The organism is Pararhizobium capsulatum DSM 1112 (assembly GCF_030814475.1).
Classification (GTDB): domain Bacteria; phylum Pseudomonadota; class Alphaproteobacteria; order Rhizobiales; family Rhizobiaceae; genus Pararhizobium; species Pararhizobium capsulatum.
Genome location: NZ_JAUSVF010000002.1, coordinates 910,234 through 931,003, shown reverse-complemented (window position 1 = coordinate 931,003; position 20,770 = coordinate 910,234). Strand labels below are relative to the sequence as shown.

Here is a 20,770-nt window from a genome sequence, read left to right as displayed (position 1 = left end):
TCATGGGAACGAACATGGCGCCTGAAACGAAAACCACCTGTCCCTATTGCGGTGTCGGCTGCGGGGTGATCGCCCGCGTGGACGAGGATGGCAAGGTTTCTGTCAAGGGTGATCCCGATCACCCCGCCAATTTCGGCCGCGTTTGCTCCAAGGGATCGGCGCTGGCCGAGACCCTAGATCTCGACGGACGCCTGCTTGAGCCGGAAATTCGCGGCAAGGCCGCTGCGTGGGGCGAAGCTCTCGATCTGGTGGCCGAGCGCTTCTCCGCCGCGATTGCCGAACATGGGCCGGATTCGGTCGCCTTCTACGTTTCCGGCCAGCTTCTGACAGAGGACTACTACGTCGCCAACAAGCTGATGAAGGGCTACATCGGTTCGGCCAATATCGACACGAATTCAAGGCTTTGCATGTCCTCTTCGGTCGCCGGCCACCGGCGGGCCTTCGGTTCGGATACGGTGCCGGGCTGCTACGAGGACCTGGAACTCGCCGATCTGGTGATCCTTACGGGCTCGAACCTCGCCTGGTGCCACCCCGTCATCTACCAGCGGCTCGCGGCCGCCAAGGCGGCACGACCGGGCTTGAAGGTAGTGGTGATCGATCCGCGCCGAACCATGACCGCCGATATTGCCGACCTGCATCTGGCGATCCGCCCCGATGGCGATATCGCGCTGTTCAACGGCCTGCTCGCCCACCTCGCCAAGACAAGTGCCATTGACGAAAACTATCTTGCCGCCCACACCAACGGCTTTTCCGAGGCCTTTGCGGTCGCAAGCGCCATGCGCTTTCCCGAATTGATGGAACGCACAGGGCTTGGCGCCAGAGAAATTCGCCAGTTCTTCAGCCTGTTCGAGCGCACCGAAAAGGTCGTCACCTGCTACAGCCAGGGCGTCAACCAGTCGTCGTCCGGCACCGACAAGGTCAATGCCATCATCAACTGTCACCTGGCAACGGGCCGTATCGGCCGGCAGGGCATGGGGCCGTTTTCATTGACAGGCCAGCCGAACGCCATGGGTGGCCGCGAGGTCGGCGGCCTCTCCAATATGCTGGCGGCTCATATGTCGATCGAAGACCCCGCCGACCGGGACCGTCTGCAACGTTTCTGGCAATCGCCGGAAATGGCGGATCGTGCAGGCCTCAAGGCCGTCGATATGTTCCGCGCCGTTGCCGACGGCCGCATCAGGGCACTCTGGATCATGGCGACCAATCCGGTCGTATCGATGCCGGATGCAGATGCCGTGGAAGCGGCGATAGCAGCATGTCCCTTCGTCGTCGTGTCCGACGTGTTGAAACTAACGGATACGACGCGCCATGCCCATGTTCTGCTACCTTCCCTGGGCTGGGGTGAAAAGGATGGGACTGTTACCAACTCCGAGCGCCGCATCTCTCGCCAACGCCCATTCCTGACTGCACCGGGCGAGGCTCGTGCGGATTGGTGGCAACTCTGCGAGGTTGCCCGTCGCATGGGGTTCGATGGTTTCGATCATGCCTCCCCGTCGGAAATCTTCGCTGAGCATGCCGCTCTTTCCGCTTTCGAAAACGGTGGCAGTCGCGATTTCGACATTGGCGCCTATGTCGGGCTCGGCGATCCCGCCTATCAGGTCATGAAACCGTTTCAGTGGCCACAGCCAAAAGGCGATGATGGCAGGGTGACACGGTTCTTTGCGCGCGGCGGTTACTACCACCCCGATGGCCGGGCGCGCTTCATTGCCGTTCAAGCGCCGGAAACAGATCGCACGACCGCCGAATTCCCCTTCACGCTGAATACGGGTCGCATCCGTGACCAGTGGCACACTATGACCAGAACCGGAAAGAGCGCGCGGCTCTCGGCACATATTGCCGAGCCATTTGCCGAACTTCATCCGCGCGACGCCCAAATGATCGGCGTTGGCGGTGCCGACCTGATTGAAATTGAAAGCCCGCGTGGCAAAGCGGTTCTGCGGGCGCTCATCAGCGAACGCCAGACCCGCGATAGCATCTTCGCGCCGATGCACTGGAATGATCAGTTTTCCGCCAGGGCCCGGATCGACGCGGTTGTTCCACCTCTGACCGATCCGGTTTCGGGGCAGCCTGCCTCTAAGAATGTCGCCGTTTCTGCCCGTCCTTTCGCCGCCGCCTTCTATGGTTTCGCCATCTCCGTCGCAAAGCCTTTCAATCTCCAGGCGGATTACTGGGCCTTGGCCAAGGCGGATGGCGGATGGCGTATCGAGTTGGCTTTTAGCCAGGCGGTCACGGATTGGCCGCAGTGGTGCCGTGTCGCTTTCGGGCTTGGCGAGGGAGCAGAGCCATTGGGCTATGCCGACCAGCAGACAGGCGACCTGCGGCTCGCTTTTTTCAGCGGCGACAAGCTCCTGGCCGCCCTGTTTCTTGCGCGGGAGCCGGTGGCTGTCGCGCGCAGCTGGGCGGTTTCACAGCTTGCTGCCGAGCACGGCAATCTGCGCAAGCGTTTCACGCTTGTTGCGGGCCGGCCCGGCGTGGGCGGGGCAGACCCGGGCGCTACCGTGTGCTCGTGCTTCGGTGTCGGCGTCAATCAGATCGTCGGGGCTGTCCGCGGCGGCTGTCACAGCGTCGAGGCTGTCGGCAAGGAGTTGAATGCCGGAACCAATTGCGGCTCCTGCCGCGCTGAGATCAGGGGGATCATCGATGGATGTCTTGCAACTGCCGCGGAGTGAAGCTCCCGCCCGCATGGAAGCCTTGGCAAAACTTCCCGTCTTCTGGGCGCTCGAAGGCAAGCGCTGCATCGTCGTCGGCGGCTCGGATGCCGCTGCATGGAAGGCGGAGCTGCTTGCATCCTGTGGTGCCCATGTCGAAATCTTCGCCGAAACGCTCAGCGAGACGTTCGAGATACTTCTTGCTCGACCACCAGTGCACGGCTCTGCCATGCTGATGCACCGGCGTGAAGAGTGTGGCAAGCAGAACCTTGCCGGCGCGACACTTGCGATTGGCGATTTTGACGACGAAGCAGAAGCAGCATTGTTCTTCGAAGCCACCCGGGAAGCCGGTGTGCCGGTCAACGTGATCGACAAGCCGGCCTACTGCCAGTTTCAGTTTGGCTCGATCGTCAACCGTTCGCCTGCGATCATCGCCATTTCCACGGACGGCGCCGCACCCATTCTCGCGCAGGCTATCCGACGCCGGATCGAAACGCTGCTGCCGGGAAGCCTCAAAGCTTGGGCGGCGCTGGCGCAGACCATTCGCGAACGCGTTCACGCCTTGCTGGAACCCGGGGCGCCGCGCCGTGCCTTCTGGGAGAAATTCGCCGACCGTGCCTTTAACGAGGGCAAGCCACCGCAAGATCTTGTTGTCGCCGATCTTATGAAGGAGGCTGCGGGCATAGCTCACGCGGTGGATAAGGGTGGCAGCGTGACGCTTGTCGGTGCAGGGCCGGGTGACGCGGAGTTGTTGACGCTGAAAGCCGTACGTGCCCTGCAGGCGGCCGATGTCATCCTGTTCGATGACCTTGTCTCAGACGAGGTTCTCGAACTGGCGCGTCGCGAGGCCAAGCGCATGCTGGTGGGCAAGCGCGGCGGTCGCGAGAGCTGTCGCCAGGAGGATATCAACGACATGATGGTCAAGCTTGCCAAGGCGGGCAAGCGGGTGGTGCGTCTTAAATCCGGAGATCCGATGATTTTCGGGCGCGCCGGCGAAGAAATTGCGCATCTTCAGGGCGAGGGCATTCCGGTTGACGTGATCCCCGGTATCACGGCCGCAAGCGCCATGGCATCCCGTCTTGGCATCTCGCTGACCCACCGCGACCACGCCCAGTCTGTCCGCTTCACCACCGGTCACTCCCGCCATGGCGATATGCCCAAGGATATCGACTGGCGATCGATGGCAGATTCTCGCACTACGAATGTATTCTACATGGGCGGCAGAACAGCGCCCGCCATTGCCAAACGAATGATCACTGAAGGCGTCGGTGCACAAACGCCGGCCGTCATCATCAACAATGTGAGCCGGCCAAACGAACATCGCTGGACGGGAACTCTGGAAAATCTCGCCATCGGTATCCGCGAGATTGGCTATGACCAACCGGTCCTGATCGCTATCGGCAACGCGCTCGGTGCGCTGCGGGAACAGGACGACGGCGATCATGTCTTCCCGAACATGCAGCAGGCCACGGTGAGATAGACGAAACCGGCGTCCGTGTCGGCGAGAAACGTGGGTGGAACGATCGTTTCAGGGGCAGCGCGCCGTGCTCTCGCGGATTACCAGTTCGACGGGCAGCACCGTTTCGATGTCGTCCACCGTTTCGCCCTTCAGCAGTCGCAGCAGGATCCCTACAACACCGCGAAGACCGCCGCCTTCACCCAGGACCTCACCCGCAATTGCGCACCCGACAAGATCCGCGTCAACGCGGTTTGCCCCGGCGAAATCCACACGCCGATGCTGGAAGCGGGTGTTACACGATCCGGACGAACCATCGCCAATCTCAACAAGATCGTGGCTTTCGGCCGCGTCGGCAAGCCGGAGGAAGTCGCCGCGCTCGTTGCTTTCCCGGCGTCCGAAGTGTCAGCCTTCATGTGTGGATCGCTTGTCGAGATCACCGATGCACAGGCCGTCGCATGAGCAAAGCCAAAGAAAACTGGGCGATACCAACGCGAACCACGCATCTCCTATCGATCACTGCCTAGCTCGGTCACGGAACCGATGGTCTGACAGATGCAGAGAGGACGGATGTCAATAAGTCATTTGCGCCCGACCAGAGTATCTGCAGTCCCAAGCAAAATAGAATGAATGCGGACAGTCGCACGGCAATGTCGGTTCCTCCTCGGCCAAGAAGCTTCTGGATACGATCCGCATAGGTAAAGCAAAACAGGATAGCTAGGGAGAGGACTGTGATAGCAAGCAGGCTTGCCAGGACGAATACGATCCTCTCCCCAGGGCTCGTGATTGTCGCCTCGGAAAGTCCGATACTGATAACAATTGCAATCGATCCCGGCCCCGTCGTCAGGGGCAACGTCAGAGGATAGAAGGCCTGATCGAGCAAATTGCCCCGAGACACATCGCCTGTTGCGTCCAATTCCTTGTCGCTTCCTTCGTTGAGAAGTTTCCACCCGGATACAGCGACGATGATCCCGCCGGCGACGCGAAGGATTGGTACGGAAATTCCGTAAAATTGTAAAATGAGCGCGCCCAGCAGAAACGAACATACAAGCAGGATCAGCGAATTCAAGGCAATCCGCCGTGCCAGAGTGGCGCGCATCTCAGGGGTTGCGCCGCTTGTCAAGCCGAGGAAGACGAGCGCGGAGCCGGGTGGATTGACAACCGGAAAGATCGACGCAAGCACCAGTGCGAAGGTGTTTACTGCTGCGTACATGAGACCAGCCAACGCCAATCGTACGCGGGATACCGAGGAATGTTTCCATGTCGGCCAACAGGCCAGGAGCCATCGGTCATTGTCGCGCCTTTCAAAATGTAAGCAACACTCGCCTTTTGTCCCGCCGAGTAAATCCATATACGAATCGGCAGCGGGTTTCCATATCAGGGATCGCAGAAGCGTCGCTTGGCATGATCGCGCGATTTAGGACAATGAACTGTGCCCCATTTATCCGTCAACCGCTAAGCGCCGATACTGTTGAAAAACTAACCGTTGTCGGCATTGGGATGTCATGATTCAATCGTCGCATTGATTTGCGGGGGATTGAGTGATGATGGGATGCCAGACAGCTCCAGCGCAGCTCTTCTACGACTTCTGCCTTGATGATCACGTTCCTGCCGACCACATGCTGCGCGGGATCGACCGCCATCTCGAACTCGACAGCGTACGAGCGCACTTGAAGCCTTTCTACAGCGCCACGGGTCGCCCCTCGATTGATCCCGAGCTTATGATGCGAATGCTGATCATCGGCTATTCCATGGGCATTCGCTCGGAGCGACGGCTTTGCGAAGAGGTCCACCTCAATCTCGCCTATCGCTGGTTCTGCCGCCTCGGTCTGGACGGCAAGGTCCCTGATCACTCAAGCTTCTCGAAGAACCGCCATGGCCGGTTCCGGCAAAGCGACATCCTGCGGCATATGTTCGAAACGGTAGTGGAGCGCTGCCTCTCTCAAGGGTTGGTTGGTACGGAAGGATTTGCAGTCGATGCCAGCTTGATCGCGGCGGATGCAAACAAGCAGCGCTCGGTACCAGGATCGGAATGGGAAGCCAAAGAAGATGCGGGACGCTCGGTACAGGAATATCTGGCTGTTCTCGATGATGCTGCTTTCGGCGCTGCCTCGCCGGTCACGCCGAAGTTCATCTCCTCGTCTGATCCGGCCGCCCAATGGACCGGTGCCCACAAAGGCCACGCCTTCTTCGCCTATGCGACCAACTATCTGATCGATACAGACCACGGCGTCATTCTGGATGTGGAGGCGACACGGGCGATCCGCCAGGCGGAGGTCGGTGCATCCCGCACAATGCTCGGCAGGACCGAGAACCGCTTCGGCTTGCGGCCCGATTACCTCGCGGCCGACAGTGCCTACGGTTCTGCCGACAACCTCGCCTGGTTGGTCAACGAGAAGGAGATCGCGCCGCACATTCCGGTCTTCGACAAGTCGAAGCGGACGGATGGCACCTTCTCGCGTTCCGACTTCACCTGGGAAGCCGAGAAGGAGCAATACCTTTGCCCTGCCGGAAAGGAGCTGAAACAATTCCACCGCACTTACGACCCACCCAGATCGGGGATCACGGCCGAGGGAACCCGGCTTTATCGTGCCAGCAAGAAGGACTGTGATCAGTGTGAACTGAAGCCTCGATGCTGCCCGAACATGCCTATGCGCAAAGTACCGCGCGATCTCAACGAGGATGCACGCGATGTCGCCCGAGCGATTGCCAAGACACCGGAGTATGAGCAGTCACGGCATCGTCGAAAGAAGGTCGAAATGCTCTTCGCTCACCTCAAGCGCATACTACGGATGGCACGTTTAAGGCTTCGAGGGCCGTGTGGTGCGAGAGACGAATTCCTGCTTGCCGCAACCGCACAGAACCTGAGGAGGCTGGCCAAACTCAGGCCTCAGATGCCGCCATGCGGTGCCATCGCCGCTTGAGGGCGGCATCGACCGATACCCTGCGCTAAGGCGTGGGCAGATCGCAGCATAGTGCACCGCCCAAAAGACCGAAAAGGGCGTGTGAGCGGATAATCCGTCGAGTTTTTCAACGATATCCGCCAGAACCTGACATCGCTCGGTAACCTACTGAATTCTGGTCTATAATGGAATCCTTGACCGCTTGAATACGGCCGGGAATCCAGTAGTATATGCGGCCTGTTCGCACCTGAATCCTGGGGGGACATGGCTAGGAGGTAACCTTGACCGGCTCATCCCGCTCCGTGCATTGGGGCTTGGCCGCCAAGCTATTTACCACCCTCGTCCTGTTGGGCGCGATTGCAGTGCTGATTACCGGGGTACTTGGTTATTTCCACGCCCGCGACGCCCTCGAAAAGGCGATTTTCGACCAGCTCACGGCCGCCCGGCAGACCAAAACACGCCAGGTCGAAGACTACTTCCGCACGATCGATGCCGAATTGCGTCTTCTCGCAAACTCCAAGATGGTGGTCGATGCCACGCGCGAGTTCCGCATCGCGGCGGACAAACTTGATCGAGACGGCACGTCACCCGAATTACGCGACAAGGTCGGCGCTTGGTATGCCGACGATTTTTTGCCCGCAATTGCGCGTGTTCAGGGCAACGAACCTGCTTTGGCTGATTATCTGCCAGTCGATGCCGCGTCCTATTATTTGCAATATCACTATATTGTCGCCAATCCCAATCCCAAGGAACGACGCAAGCTCATCGACGATCCCGGCGACGGAAGCGACTACAGCAAACTGCATGCCATCTATCACCCGTTGATGCGCGCCGCAGCCGCGACGGTCGGGTTTTTTGATCTGATGATGGCCGACCCCAAATCGGGTCGCCTGATCTATACGGTCGAAAAGGAGGTGGATTTCGCTACGTCCCTGCAAGTGGGCCCGTACCGCAGCACCAGCGTCGCCGCCGCCGTCGCCCGTTGCGCCGTGCCCCTCGACCGATCGACCGTCTGCCTGGAGGATTTTGCCCCCTATGCGCCATCGCGGGGCGCGCCAACTGCCTTTATGGCAGCGCCGGTCGTCGACCGAGGCGTCACCATCGGCGTGCTGATCGCGCAATTGTCAAACGAGGAGATCGACAACGTCGTCACCGGCGGCCGCCGCTGGCGACAGGAAGGATTTGGCGAGACGGGGGAGGCTTATCTCGTCGGGCCTGACCATCTGGTACGCTCCGGTCCGCGGGCGTTCTATGAAAATCGTGAGAACTATTTCGCCGAACTCAAAGCCGTCGGCGCACCGGAGGAGGAGATCGCCGCGATCCGGAGTTACGGGACGCCGGTTCTGCATCAGCGCGTCGATACCAAGGCCACCCAGGCGGCGCTCGCCGGCGTCGAGGGCATGGGTGAGATTGTCGGCTACCGTGGCGTCCCGACATTGGCGTCGTGGGGACCGCTCGCCATTCCTGGCGTCAATTGGGCTCTGGTCGCCAAGATCGATAGCGCTGAGGCTTTCGCGCCAATCTACCAGCTGCGCCGGGATCTGCTGGTCGTCGGGGGATTGGTGCTCCTGGTGATGGCAGCCACCGCCGCGTGGCTTTCGCGCGCGCTTCTTGGACCGTTGCGCGAACTCACTGCCGGCGTGAAACGTTTCGCTGCCGGCGACTATGGAACCAGCGTGCCGGTCCGCTCGCAAGACGAGATCGGCCAGCTCTGTTCAGCCTTCAATGGCATGGTCGAGGATCTGCACCAGAAGAATGTCGTAATCGAGAACAAGAATCGTGAGAACGAACTGCTGCTCCTCAATGTTCTGCCGGCGCCGATCGCCAATCGACTACGGGGCGGCGAGGAGGGGATTGCCGATGGCTTCGCGGAGGTCACGGTGGCCTTCGCTGACCTCGTCGGCTTCACGGCGCTGACGTCGGATATGCCACCGGGCGAGGTGGTGACCTTGCTCAACAAGCTCTTCACGCGTTTCGATGCCGCCGCCCTCGATCTTGGCATCGAGAAGATCAAGACGGTGGGCGATGCCTATATGGCGGTCTGCGGCCTGCCCGAGCCAGTCGCCAACCATGCCGAGCGCATGGTGCGCATGGCCATTCGCATGGTCCATATTGCCCGCGAGCACGGCATCGAACACAACACGTCGATGAAGCTGAGGGTCGGCGTCAACACCGGCCCTGTTGTGGCCGGTGTCATCGGGACCAGCAAGTATATCTACGACTTGTGGGGCGACACGGTGAACCTCGCGAGCCGGATGGAATCCGGAGGAATTCCTGACACTATTCAGGTGACGCGCCCGGTCTACGAAAAGCTTAAGGATCAGTTTGCCTTCGAGCCGCGCGGCGCTATCGAAGTCAAGGGCAAGGGGAAGGTAGAGGCCTGGCTGCTGAGGCTGTAGTGCCGCAGGCTATCCCTATGCGGTGACGTTCATTCGAGTTGGCCCAGTAGCCAGCTTCGGAAAATCTTGACCCGGGGAAGTTCGCTCTTTGCCGCCGATGTAACGAGATAATAGGCGCCCGGCCCGGAAATGCGGTCGCTGAAAGGTGCAATGAGGTTCCCGTTGCGCAAATCCTCTTCGATGAGGAAAGTCGGCAATAGTGCGACGCCGAGACCAGCAATCGCCGCCTGAATGATCATGAAGAAGTGCTCGAGGCTTGGTCCCCATTGCAGATCTTCCCGGTGAACGCCAACCGAGCGAAACCAGTGCTCCCAGCTGTTGGGCCGGGTTGAATGGCGGATCAGCCGATGGAAGCGCAGCGATTCATAGGTGGTTATCGGATGCTTGCCGGTCATGAGCTTGGGACTGCAGACGACTTGTATCTCCTCGCTCATCAAGGGATCGATGATCGCATCGGGCCAATTGCCGTGACCGAAACGGATCGCGACATCGATTCGCTCCTTCGTGAAATCCAACTCGCCATCGCTTGAAACGATATTCAGCGCGATTTCGGGATGCTGTTCCTGGAATGTCGGCAGGCGCGGCAACAGCCAACGGGTGCCGAAGGTCGGAAGCATGCCGATCGATAGGGTTCCTTTACCCTCTTTCGATGAAATCAGCTCTACGGTTCCCGCCTCGATCAGGTCGAGCGCGTCGCGCAACAGCTCGTTGTAGAAACGGCCTTGGTCCGTCAGTTCGATCCGGCGGCTCTGGCGCGTGAACAACGCAACCTGCAGATATTCTTCAAGGCTGCGAACCAGCCGGCTGGCAGCGCTCTGAGTGACGTTCAACTCCTCGGCCGCGCGGGTGAAGCTGTTGTGTCGCGCGACGGCTTCGAAGGTTCTTATGGAGTTGAGTGAAGGCAAAAGGCGTCCACGCACGTTTTTTCATTCCTTTAAGTCATGGAATTGCGATCTTTATGGCTCTTGCGGTGTAGCGTCAAGAAGGTAGCTTTTCCACCAGAGCCGCACGCATAAACGCGGCTGTTCCTCAGGCCAATCACGCAAAAGGCGTTCAGCATGATCCCTTTCCATATGGCATTCGCCATCGACGACAAGGAAACCGCCCGTCATTTTTATGGCGAAATCATCGGCTGCAAGGTCGGCCGGGAAGCTGAAAACTGGATCGATTTCGACTTTTTCGGTCACCAGATTTCGGCGCATCTCAACAAAGACCCCAAATCGACGGCGACATCCAAGGTCGGCACCGACATGGTTCCGTTGCACCATTTCGGCGCGGTTCTTCCCTGGGAGAGCTGGAACGGTCTGATCGCGCGCCTGCGCAATGCCGGCTACCCGTTTGTCATGGAACCGAAGGTACGCTTTGAGGACGAACCGGGCGAACAGGGCACATTCTTTCTGAAGGACCCGGCCGGCAACGCCCTGGAATTCAAGTCCTTCAAGAATCCCGACGCCATCTTCGAACATTGATATTTCCGGCCTCCGGCTCATGTGCCGGCCCCATGTAATTGAGATCGAGATACAAATGAATTCGTTTGAAATCGGCAGAGAGCTGACCGCCATAACCATGGGCATCGATGCGCTCGAACGTAGAATGCCCGCACAAGGCAGCCTGCTCGGCGGCGAGGGGCTTGTCCCGATCTATCTGGGCGACGGTCTGGTTGATGCCCGACACTACGATGACCGCGACAGCATACGCACGGACCTCGCACGGCTCGATCTGGAGGTCTCCGCCTTGCCTGCCGGCCCGCGTCGGGTCTTTCTGCAGGGCATGATCAAGTCAGTTCGTGTCGCCGTAAAGATGCTGTCAGGTGCAAGTCCCTCCTTCGAGGAGAAGGTTACCGATCTGGTCGGCGCGCCTCCCGGTCGTGAGGATGCAGCCTTGATCGAGGACGCCCGGGCCAAGGTCGATGCCCTGCTGCGCAAGGCGGGTTTTGTAAGAGGGTCGTTGGCCGAGCGGGTGCAGGCCTGGGAGGAGGCGCGTGCCGTCCCGGCCGATAAGGTCGAAACGGTCTTCCGGGATCTGATGGCCGAGGCAAAGGCTCGTACTGACGCGAGGGTCTTCGATACCGGGGACTACGACATGGTGCTCAACCCGGTGCGTGGCATGTTCTACACGGCGCGCTGCTCTTTCAACGAAGGCAAGATGGATCTCAATTTCGATTTGAGTTTCACCCGTGCCGCGCTGAAGCATCTTGTCTGCCATGAGGTCTATCCGGGGCATTCCACTCAGTTGCTGTCCACCAAGGCGGCGTTTGATGCCGGCAAGGCACCGGCTGATGCGCTGCTGATCACCACCGATGCGATCACCGGCTGCGTACAGGAAGGTATCGGCGACCAGGGTATCCACCTCATCGACTTCATCGAGGATGAGGATGATGAGATCCATATGGAGCTTCGTCGCGTTCGTTCTGCCGCCCAGACGAGCGCCGCCTGGATGCTGATGGTCGAAGGCCTTCTGCGCGAGGACGTTGCCAACTATCTGCGCGACATCGCCATGGGACAGGAGGCCTGGGTGCAGGGCAGGCTGCGGATGGCGGCCCATCCGTTCCGCGGACCGTTCATCTCATCCTACTGGGCGGGCAACGAAAGCGTTCGCCGCGTGCGCGAACGCGTAACCAAGGAACAGTGGCCGGTGTTTCTGGAGGCGCTGTATGGCCATGCCAACAGCCCGCAGAGCCTCGAAATGTTCCCGCAAACCGTAATTGAAAAGGCTTGATCCATGAAGATCACCATTCTCGGATCCGGCGCCATCGGTGGCCTTGCCGGAGCATATATGACAAAGACCGGGCACGATGTGCTGCTGGTCGATCGCTGGGCCGAGCATGTCGCGGCCCTCAATGAAAAGGGCCTGTTCATCGACGGCGTTCGCGGGGAAATGACCGTTCCCGTCAAGGCCGCAACGCCGGACCAGCTTGAGGGTTCTCTCGGAGCCGTGCTGATTGCGACCAAGTCGCAGCATGCGGTCGAGGCCTTGAAGCAGGTGATTCCTCTTCTCAACGCTGATAGCTGCGTGGTCTCCTTCCAGAACGGCTTCAACGAGCCGGACATGATTGCCGCGCTGAATGAGGCGGGGCTGCCCGGCGACAGGATCGTGATGGGTTCGATCCCGAATTATGGCGGCGCACTGGTCGATCCCGGCTATGTGGAGTTCGTTCACGAAGGCCCGATCCAGCTCGGTGAATTGAACGGCGAGATGACGCCGCGCCTCCAGGAACTTGGAGAAGCGCTGAGTGCTTTGACCGAAGTGCAGTATTCCAGCCATATCTGGGGGCAGATCTGGGCAAAGGAAGTTTACGCCTCGCAAGTGGTGTTTTCCGCGCTTGCAGACGCAAAAATCCGAGATACGCTTGGTGTGGAGCGATACGCGCGCATTGCCGGAGCCGTTGTAAAGGAGGCATTGGAAATCGCCGATGCCAATGGCATTGATGTCCAGGCCTTCGATTTCTTCGATCCGATGAACTACCGGGTGAAGACCGCCGGGGATACCCAGAAGCTTCTGGCCAATATCAACCATGCGATCTGGCTGTTGAAGAAGGATCAGGACACCAAGCCCGCCCATAGCTTCAAGAAGAAGGGGTCGGGCATCTGGTGGGACATCGTCTACCGCAAACGCCCGTCTGAAACCCGCTCGTCCAGCGGTAAACTCATAGATTTCGGCAAGAAGACTGGAGCCGACACGCGGCTCAACGAAAAGCTGTTCTCAATGATCTACGAGATCGAGGATGGCAAACGCGAGCTTGGTTTCCATAACTTCGATGAACTCGAAGCCTATACCGCTTCAATCGGAAAGACCCTCCCATGACCAGCAAACTCGGCGTCGGACTGATCGGCGCGCATACCTGGGCCGACAAGGCCCATCTCCCCGGTTACAAGGCGCATGAACGTGTCGACCTGATCGCGGTGTGCGACGTGGACGGCGATCGCGCCAAGGCGATGGCCGAGAAATATGGCGCGCGAAAAATCTATACCGACCCGGAAAAGCTTATTGCTGATCCAGACGTGCAGATGGTGGATGTGTGCACGCCGACGCACACGCACTTGCCGCTCAGTCTTGCCGCCATTGCCGGCGGCAAGCATGTGCTTTCGGAGAAGCCGCTGCATACGCTGGCGGCACCTGCCTTTGAGGCAGCCGCCAAGGCTGACGCAGCCGGCGTGCGTACCAAGCTTGGGTTTACCTTCCGCTATTCTCCGGCGATCCGCCAGATCAAGTCGTGGATCGACGACGGGACGCTGGGCGAGATTTTCCATATTCATGGTTTTGAACAGAACAGCCAATGGCTGGATCCGCAGGAGCCGCTACGCCAGATCACACCCGGCATCGATCGCAACACGCTCATTCCGGCATCGATCGTTGGATATGGTTCGCATCTCATCGATCTGATGCGCTGGCTGGGCGGCGAGTTTGGATCCGTGGCGTCCACCATGAAGAATTTCATTCCCGAACGAATCGTGCGTGGTGAAGTTGGGCTGCAGAAGATCAAGGTCGAAGACGGTGCTGTCGCCCTCGTCGAATATGCGAATGGCACGCAGGGCCTTTTACAAACCAGCTATGTCGCGGTCGGCAACTATCCCGGTGTGGAACTGCGCGTTTATGGTTCCAAAGGTGCTGCCGTCGCGCGGCTGATTTCCGAGTTCGGTACGGCCGAAACACTGAAGATCGCCAAGGCTGAAGCCGTTGAGTTTATCCCCTATGACATCGGCGCCTCCGCCCTGCCGCCGGGAACCACGCTCAACACACCGTGGCCGGAACTTTACTATCGCAATCTCGTACGCTTCTTCGTCGATGAAATCCTCGAAGACAGGCCACAGGAATGCACTTTTTATGATGGCGCCAAGAGCCAGGAAATCGTCGATGCGATTATCCAGGCTCATTTTGAACGCCGCTGGGTCGACCTGCCGGGTAAAGGCGCATGACACAGTGTCGTTACGATCCGTCGGTGGTCGATGCCTTTCTCGATCACCACTGGACCTATCATCCGGTCGATGCGACCTTCATGGGGAGCAAGGACCATGACGGTCGCCTGCCGCCTTGCGGGCCGGAAACCGTGTCCGGGGAATTGGCGACCATCGCTGCCCTGGAGCAGCGGCTCGCCAACACGGCAGAACCTGCAGAGTTGGGCGATCGCCTCGACCGCAGGATGATGCTTGCAGAACTTGCCCTTCAGAAAGCGGCAGCAACATCGCGTTCCCGTCTTTCCAACCCGGCCTGGTATTCCGGAGAGGCGGCTTTCGCGATTATTTCGCTGCTGCTTCCGCAATCGGCGCCGGTCCGGCAGGATAGTCTGGTGGAGCGGCTCGATGCCCTGCCGGCCTTTCTCACGTCAGCCCTCGAGCGGCTGAACGGACAGGCCGTTCCAGATAGTTGGACGGCGCGCGCCTGGCGCGAAGCCGTGGCCATGGCAGAGTTCTTGCGCGTCGATATCCGCCTGCATGACGAATTTTCGCAACATTGGACAGCGCCGGCCAACGCAGCGGCCGACGCGTTCGATGCGTTCGCATCGGGTCTCACGGGTTTTGCGGATGCCGATCCGGCATGTGGCGAAAACTATCTATCGCTGTTGATGAACACGATCCACGGTCTCGATTTCGATCCGCGCGAAGCGGTAAGAAGAGCCGAAGAGGCATTCGACCGCATTGGCGACGAACTGGTTGAAATGGCAAAGTCCATTGATCCCGCGAAAAGCTGGCAGGAACTGATTGCCGGGTTGTCCGATAATCACCCGGCCGATACCCAGGCAGTGTTCGAGAGCTATCGACAATACGACGTTGCCGCTCGGCGGGATGGTGCCATGCTGGTGATGCCCGCGCAGGAATATGGGCTCGAGTATCGCTGGATGGCGCCTTGCTTTCGCAAGGTTAGCCAGTCCTTGTACTTCCTGTTCTATAGGTCACCGCCCGGCCTCAACCCCGGACAAGGCAGCGTCTACTGGGTGACGCCGCCCGGTGAGGACTTTGATGCGTTTCTGCGTGGAAACAACGCGGCGATAGTCAAGACGATCCATTCTGTCCATCATGGCAGCGTTGGTCATCACACCCAGAATACCCGTGCCCGTTCTGCCCAGTCGCGGCTGGCACGCATTGCCGGCACCGATTGCGCGCTGGGTCTCGCATTTCTTGGCTCCGGAACCCTCATTGAGGGCTGGGCCTGTTACGTGGAAGATCTTTTGATGGAAGCGTCTGGCTTCTATGAGCCGGCTGAGATTCTGTTGCTCAAGCAATATGAGCGCAGAAACGCTGCAAGCGTGCTGGTCGATGTCAAACTGCATCTCGGCGACTGGAGCATCACGGAGGCGATGGCATTCTACCGCGACAAGGCGGGCTTCGCCCCTGCGCGCGTTGAGGGCGAGGTGGTGCGCAATTCCATGCTGCCCGGTTCGCGGCTGATGTACTGGATCGGCGTCGAGGGGATCAAAACGCTGCGCAGCCGATGGAAAGGAGATACGCTGAGTTTTCACGATGCGCTTCTAAGCTACGGCCACGTGCCGCTCGCCTGGATCGCTGAGGAAATGCAACGCGCGGGACAGTTGAACTGATGGCCGAACCCCTGCTGGAGATCCGCAACCTTGTTACCGAGTTTCGCACGGAAAGCGGCATCGTGCGGGCCGTCAAGGGCGTTAGCCTAACGATCGAGCAGGGGCAGACCGTTGCTGTCGTGGGCGAAAGCGGTTCGGGAAAATCCGTAACCAGCCTTTCCATCATGCGCTTGATTCCGCCGGCGATTGGCGGCATCGCATCCGGCCAAATCCTGTTTCGGGGGCGTGACGGCGTGGTGCGCGATCTGGCCCAGTTGCCGGAAAAAACCATGCGTGGGGTGCGCGGCAACGAAATTTCGATGATCTTTCAGGAGCCGATGACCAGCCTCAACCCGACCCAAAAGGTTGGAGCGCAAATCGCCGAAGCGGCTCTGTTGCATCAGGGGCTCACCCGCTCACAGGCATGGAAGCGGGCCATCGAGATGCTGACGCTGGTCGAAATACCCGAGCCGACACGGCGCGCCGACATCTATCCGCACCAGATGTCCGGTGGCATGCGCCAGCGGGTCATGATCGCCATGGCGCTCGCCTGCAATCCGGCATTGCTGATCGCCGACGAGCCAACCACGGCGCTTGATGTGACCGTACAACTGCAAATTCTCGAACTGATGCGACGACTGCAGCGAGAGATCGGCATGGGTATCCTGTTCATCACGCATAATCTGGGCGTTGTCGCTGAAATCGCCGATCGTGTTGCCGTTATGTACGGCGGACGTATCGTTGAAAGTGCCGGTGTCGAAGAGTTGTTCGACCGGCCGAGCCACCCCTATACCAAAGGCCTTCTGGCCAGCATGCCGCAGGTCGACCACGCGGCACGGGCGGCGGGACAGGTTGCCCGCCTGAAAGCCATTCCCGGCAGCGTCGTCGACCCGCGCAATCCGCCGACCGGTTGCGACTTCAACCCGCGCTGCCATTGGGCACTCGACGCATGCCGCGCGGCGGTTCCTCCGGTTTTCATGGTGGGCCCGGATCACGGGGCACGCTGTCTGCGATGGAGCGAGATGAATGGCTGAAACCCTGCTCCAGGTTTCCGATCTGAAAGTGCATTTCGAGATCGGCAAATCGATGTTCAAACCGGGCGTCATTATTCGTGCCGTCGATGGCGTCAGCTTCGAGGTGGGCAAAGGAGAGGTCGTGGGCCTGGTCGGAGAGTCCGGCTCGGGAAAGTCCACTCTCGGCCGCTCGATACTGCGGCTGATCGAGCCGACCGGGGGTTCGGTCAACTTCGACGGGAGCCAAGTGACGGAGCTGGCGTCTGCACAGCTGAAGGCACTGCGCAGCCAGATGCAGATCATTTTCCAGGATCCGTATGCCAGCCTGAACCCGCGCATGAGCGTGGGGCAGATTATCGGGGAGGCGCTGCTGTTGCACAACATTGGCACCCGAAAAGACCGTCCGGAACGGGTTGGTGACCTCCTGGAAAAGGTCGGGTTGCCGCGCTCGGCTGCGGCGCGGTTCCCGCATGAGTTTTCCGGGGGGCAACGGCAACGTATCGGCATCGCCCGTGCGCTCGCGGTCAATCCGCAATTCATCGTCGCCGACGAGCCGGTATCCGCACTGGACGTTTCGATCCAGGCGCAAATCATCAATCTGTTGCAGGATCTCAGACAGGAACTTGGGCTCTCGATCCTGTTCATCGGCCACGACCTGTCCGTCATCGAGTTCCTGTGTGATCGTGTCATCGTCATGTATCTCGGCAAGATCATGGAAACGGCAACGGCTGCCGATCTCTATTCGAAACCTCTCCACCCCTATACCCGGGCGTTGCTCGATGCAGCGCCCGTGCCCGACCCGCGTGTGCGCCGAAGCCGCATCACCCTGAAAGGCGATTTGCCCAGTCCGATCAACCCTCCCTCTGGATGCGTTTTCCGTACCCGTTGTCCTTTCGCGATTGAAAAGTGCGCGCAGACCGTGCCCCCGTTGGAGGAGCGCGGCGAGCGTCACTCCGTGGCCTGTCTCCGAGCGGATGAACTTAACTTGAGAGAATAGATCAGTCTTTTCGCTTCGGTATCTTTCTTTGATTAAAAATTGCAAAAAAGCCCCGTAATTGCTCAATAAATTGGCATTTCGGGGCATTTCTTTGTCCGCTAACCCAAAAATTTATGCATGAGTTAAAATGCGGGCAAAGTGGATTTTTTTGGGCATTGCAACATACCTTCATGACGCACCATGCTGTGCCCTATGAAACGGATATTTATCGCCTCTCGTGGCAACCCCGAGCACATGGCAAGCCTGTTTCGGAAAGAGCTTCCGGACCACAGCGTCATGACCGAACAACCCAAACCGGGCGACGGCCCCGTGCCCTATATTGTCGTGGGCCGTCCCTTGCCGGGCGTCATTTCGGCTGTTCCGGGTCTCGAACTGGTGCTGAGCCTCAATGCCGGGATCGAACATCTTTTGGCCAGCGGAGAGGTGCCCGGGCATCTGCCGATCGTTCGCCTCGTCGATGATGGGCTGGCCGAGGGCATGTCCGAGTGGGTTCTGGCCCAGGCTCTGGCTTGGCACCGCAATCTCCTGATTTACAAGGATCTTCAGGAAAAACGGGAATGGGCTCCCCAGCCGGAGAAGCTGGCCCGTGAGCGGACCGTTGCGATACTGGGTGCCGGCGCACTTGGCGGGCAAGTCGCGGAGCATTTCGTCCGCTTCGGTTTCAAAACACGCAGCTGGAGCCGTTCCGGCCGTCCGATTGAAGGTGCGCAGAGCTTTGCCGGCCGTGAGAAGCTCCTGGACGCCGTCCGCGGCGCTGACATTCTCGTTAATCTTCTGCCCATGACGGCCGAGACCGCCAACGTCGTGGACGCAAACGTTCTGGCCGCGCTGGCCAAAGGCGCTTTCTTCATCAACGGTGCCCGTGGCGGCCATGTCGTGGATGCGGATCTGATCGCAGCGCTTGACGACGGCCATATCAGCGGCGCGGCTCTCGATGTGTTTCGCATCGAGCCCCTTCCGACGGAAGACCCCCTCTGGGGACATCCGAAAGTCCTGCTTTCGCCGCATGTCGCCGCACCTACCCACGCGCACGCCGCCGTGGCGGAGATGGCTGAAAACATCCGGCGTTTCGAACGCGGTGAAAAATTGCCGCATATTGTCGATCGCACACTCGGTTACTGAAAACGCAAAGACCGGCCATCCAAAAACAGGACCGGCGAAAAAGGGAACGCCCGCAAGGGCAAAACAGAGGACGAAACCATGGCTTTTGAACTGACCCGCCGCGCAGCCCTCCAGGCAATGCTTGCAGGTACCGCGACCTTGGCAACGATGCGCGCGTTTCCGGCTTTCGCCCAGCAGAAGGGCGGCACCCTGACCGTGGGGCTGACCTACGAGATCGACACGATGAATGTCTATTCCACCGGCTTTCTGGGGGATGCACAGGCAGCAGTTGTCGAGGGACTTCTGGCGCCGGATGAGCACGCTAAATACGTGCCGGTGCTTGCCACCGAAGTACCAACCATCGAAAATGGCGGTATCGCCGTGGCCGCCGACGGCAAGACCATGAAGGTAAGCTACAAGCTCCGTCCGGGCGTGAAATGGCACGATGGCAAGCCGTTCACATCGGCTGACGTGAAATATACCTGGGAAGCGGTCAAGGACCCCGCTTTCACGGCCGAATCCAAGGACGGATCCGCCGAGGTGGCCAGCATTGAAACACCGGACGATCTGACGGTTGTGGTAAACTATAGCTCCATTCTGCCGACCTTTGCCTCCACGCTTTTCACCTTCGGCATCTTCCCCAAGCACTTGCTTGAAGGCACCGACCTGAACACGTCCTCCTATAACGAAACACCCGTCGGCACCGGCCCGTTCAAGGTGACAGAGTTTGTGCGCGGCCAGTATGTGGTAACCGAGCGTTTCGACGACTACTGGGCGAAGAGTGAAAAGGGAGATGCTCTGCCCTATCTCGACAAGATCATCTTCAAGATGATCCCCGACACAAACACGCTGATTACCCAGCTGAAGTCCGGCGAAGTCAACCTGGTGGTTTCAACGCCCTACAGCCAGGCCAAGCAGGTGGAAGGCATTTCCGGCATCGAGCTCGTCAAGGGGCCGCTGCTCTCGTGGCAGCATCTCGATTTCAACTTCAAGCGCCCGTCGCTGGCGGATATCAACGTGCGCAAAGCCATCGCCGCCGCGGTCGACCGCACGGTGCTGAGCAAAGCCCAGGGCGGGTTCCCGGAGCCGATCAAATCGCCGGTGGTGCCGGTGTTCGAGTTCTATGATCCCAATACGCCGGAAATCGCCTACGACGTCGCAGCTGCCAACAAGATCCTCGACGATGCCGGCTATGCCATGGGCTCCGACGGTGTTCGCGAAAAGGGTGGCGAGCGCCTGTCCTACGCCTTCATGGTGCAGGCGGGGCGCGCAGACGACGAGCTGGCCCAGCAGGTGATCATCGCCCAGCTGAAGGCGATCGGTATCGAGGCCGTTGCCAACAACCAGACCGGCGTTGCCTATCGCGAAGCGCGATACAAGGGCGGCTACGATCTTATCTACGGCCGCTGGATCACCTCGGCCGACCCGGTCTACTCGGTGTTCTGGGGTACGGGTGGCGCCAACAACGGCCAGTCCTATTCAAACCCAAGCCTCGATGCGGCACTGGCGAAGTTTGAAAAGACGCTGGACCCGGCGGCCCGCAAGGAAGCCGCAATCGAGTTCCAGAAAATCCTGGCGGAAGACCTACCCTCGATCCCGCTGACGACCAACGTTGCCCTGATCGCCAAGACCGCGTCGCTCAAGAACTTTGTTCCGAACCCGACAAACATGACCAATTTCGTCCATACGGCCGAATGGTACATGGGTTAAGATCCGTCCAGAGCTTGATGTCAAAAACG

15 protein-coding genes and 1 pseudogene are annotated in these 20,770 nt (G+C 59.6%); 14 read left to right on the top strand and 2 right to left on the bottom strand.

What is annotated here, in order from left to right; genetic code table 11:
• Window positions 1–14: 14 nt before the first annotated feature.
• The 3 genes and pseudogenes from QO002_RS24605 to QO002_RS24595 all read left to right on the top strand — a co-directional run.
• Entirely contained in the window at window positions 15–2,669 is a 2,655-nt protein-coding gene (locus QO002_RS24605; protein ID WP_307235078.1) for a nitrate reductase, read from the top strand.
• Window positions 2,641–4,128 (top strand): siroheme synthase CysG, encoded by a 1,488-nt coding sequence (gene cysG / locus QO002_RS24600; protein ID WP_307234800.1) that lies wholly within the window; start codon window positions 2,641–2,643, stop codon window positions 4,126–4,128. Before QO002_RS24605 ends, cysG begins: the two co-directional genes overlap by 29 nt.
• 150 nt (window positions 4,129–4,278) lie before the next feature.
• A pseudogene (locus QO002_RS24595) lies at window positions 4,279–4,566 on the top strand (SDR family oxidoreductase); the annotation flags it as partial.
• A gap of 70 nt (window positions 4,567–4,636) precedes the next feature.
• Here QO002_RS24595 and QO002_RS24590 read toward each other — a convergent pair.
• On the bottom strand, window positions 4,637–5,317 hold the full coding sequence (locus tag QO002_RS24590) for a MarC family protein (RefSeq protein ID WP_307234798.1): 681 nt from the start codon (window positions 5,315–5,317) through the stop codon (window positions 4,637–4,639).
• 331 nt (window positions 5,318–5,648) lie between these two features.
• On the opposite strand from QO002_RS24590, the gene QO002_RS24585 reads away from it, so the two are divergent.
• A complete protein-coding gene (locus QO002_RS24585; RefSeq protein ID WP_307228781.1) occupies window positions 5,649–7,028 on the top strand; it encodes a transposase in 1,380 nt (459 codons plus the stop codon).
• Window positions 7,029–7,321: 293 nt separating this feature from the next.
• Entirely contained in the window at window positions 7,322–9,406 is a 2,085-nt protein-coding gene (locus QO002_RS24580) for an adenylate/guanylate cyclase domain-containing protein (protein WP_307235075.1), read from the top strand.
• 29 nt (window positions 9,407–9,435) lie between these two features.
• Here the strand turns inward: QO002_RS24580 and gcvA are convergent, their stop codons facing one another.
• Window positions 9,436–10,326 carry a transcriptional regulator GcvA gene (gene gcvA, locus QO002_RS24575; protein WP_307234796.1) on the bottom strand — a complete coding sequence of 297 codons (891 nt, stop codon included), beginning with the start codon at window positions 10,324–10,326 and terminating at the stop codon, window positions 9,436–9,438.
• Between the two features lie 138 nt (window positions 10,327–10,464).
• On the opposite strand from gcvA, the gene QO002_RS24570 reads away from it, so the two are divergent.
• From QO002_RS24570 to QO002_RS24530, 9 genes are all read left to right on the top strand, one after another.
• Window positions 10,465–10,875, top strand: coding sequence for a VOC family protein (locus QO002_RS24570; protein WP_307234794.1), 411 nt, complete (start codon window positions 10,465–10,467; stop codon window positions 10,873–10,875).
• A 55-nt stretch (window positions 10,876–10,930) separates the two neighbouring features.
• Window positions 10,931–12,124, top strand: coding sequence for a hypothetical protein (locus tag QO002_RS24565; RefSeq protein ID WP_307234792.1), 1,194 nt, complete (start codon window positions 10,931–10,933; stop codon window positions 12,122–12,124).
• A gap of 3 nt (window positions 12,125–12,127) precedes the next feature.
• The gene (locus QO002_RS24560) at window positions 12,128–13,210 is read left to right on the top strand and encodes a ketopantoate reductase family protein (RefSeq protein ID WP_307234789.1); all 1,083 of its coding nucleotides are present in this window, start codon (window positions 12,128–12,130) and stop codon (window positions 13,208–13,210) included.
• Entirely contained in the window at window positions 13,207–14,322 is a 1,116-nt protein-coding gene (locus QO002_RS24555; RefSeq protein ID WP_307234787.1) for a Gfo/Idh/MocA family protein, read from the top strand. The genes QO002_RS24560 and QO002_RS24555 overlap by 4 nt, the downstream gene beginning before the upstream one ends.
• The gene (locus QO002_RS24550; RefSeq protein WP_307234785.1) at window positions 14,319–15,941 is read left to right on the top strand and encodes a DUF885 family protein; all 1,623 of its coding nucleotides are present in this window, start codon (window positions 14,319–14,321) and stop codon (window positions 15,939–15,941) included. The genes QO002_RS24555 and QO002_RS24550 overlap by 4 nt, the downstream gene beginning before the upstream one ends.
• Window positions 15,938–16,954: an ABC transporter ATP-binding protein gene (locus QO002_RS24545; protein WP_307235073.1), complete on the top strand. Its 1,017-nt coding sequence runs from the start codon at window positions 15,938–15,940 to the stop codon at window positions 16,952–16,954. The genes QO002_RS24550 and QO002_RS24545 overlap by 4 nt, the downstream gene beginning before the upstream one ends.
• Entirely contained in the window at window positions 16,947–17,930 is a 984-nt protein-coding gene (locus tag QO002_RS24540; RefSeq protein WP_307234784.1) for an ABC transporter ATP-binding protein, read from the top strand. Before QO002_RS24545 ends, QO002_RS24540 begins: the two co-directional genes overlap by 8 nt.
• A 276-nt stretch (window positions 17,931–18,206) precedes the next feature.
• A complete protein-coding gene (locus QO002_RS24535; RefSeq protein ID WP_307234782.1) occupies window positions 18,207–19,052 on the top strand; it encodes a 2-hydroxyacid dehydrogenase in 846 nt (281 codons plus the stop codon).
• A 78-nt stretch (window positions 19,053–19,130) separates the two neighbouring features.
• On the top strand, window positions 19,131–20,741 hold the full coding sequence (locus tag QO002_RS24530) for a peptide ABC transporter substrate-binding protein (RefSeq protein WP_307234779.1): 1,611 nt from the start codon (window positions 19,131–19,133) through the stop codon (window positions 20,739–20,741).
• Window positions 20,742–20,770 lie beyond the last annotated feature (29 nt).

Coding starts and splice junctions, on each gene's coding strand:
- QO002_RS24565 (WP_307234792.1), top strand. CDS start 10,931: ATGAATTCGTTTGAAATCGGCAGAGAGCTGACCGCCATAACCATGGGC.
- QO002_RS24540 (WP_307234784.1), top strand. CDS start 16,947: ATGGCTGAAACCCTGCTCCAGGTTTCCGATCTGAAAGTGCATTTCGAG.
- QO002_RS24550 (WP_307234785.1), top strand. CDS start 14,319: ATGACACAGTGTCGTTACGATCCGTCGGTGGTCGATGCCTTTCTCGAT.
- QO002_RS24535 (WP_307234782.1), top strand. CDS start 18,207: ATGACCGAACAACCCAAACCGGGCGACGGCCCCGTGCCCTATATTGTC.
- QO002_RS24590 (WP_307234798.1), bottom strand. CDS start 5,317: ATGTACGCAGCAGTAAACACCTTCGCACTGGTGCTTGCGTCGATCTTT.
- QO002_RS24585 (WP_307228781.1), top strand. CDS start 5,649: ATGATGGGATGCCAGACAGCTCCAGCGCAGCTCTTCTACGACTTCTGC.
- QO002_RS24605 (WP_307235078.1), top strand. CDS start 15: ATGGCGCCTGAAACGAAAACCACCTGTCCCTATTGCGGTGTCGGCTGC.
- QO002_RS24555 (WP_307234787.1), top strand. CDS start 13,207: ATGACCAGCAAACTCGGCGTCGGACTGATCGGCGCGCATACCTGGGCC.
- cysG (WP_307234800.1), top strand. CDS start 2,641: ATGGATGTCTTGCAACTGCCGCGGAGTGAAGCTCCCGCCCGCATGGAA.
- QO002_RS24560 (WP_307234789.1), top strand. CDS start 12,128: ATGAAGATCACCATTCTCGGATCCGGCGCCATCGGTGGCCTTGCCGGA.
- QO002_RS24570 (WP_307234794.1), top strand. CDS start 10,465: ATGATCCCTTTCCATATGGCATTCGCCATCGACGACAAGGAAACCGCC.
- QO002_RS24530 (WP_307234779.1), top strand. CDS start 19,131: ATGGCTTTTGAACTGACCCGCCGCGCAGCCCTCCAGGCAATGCTTGCA.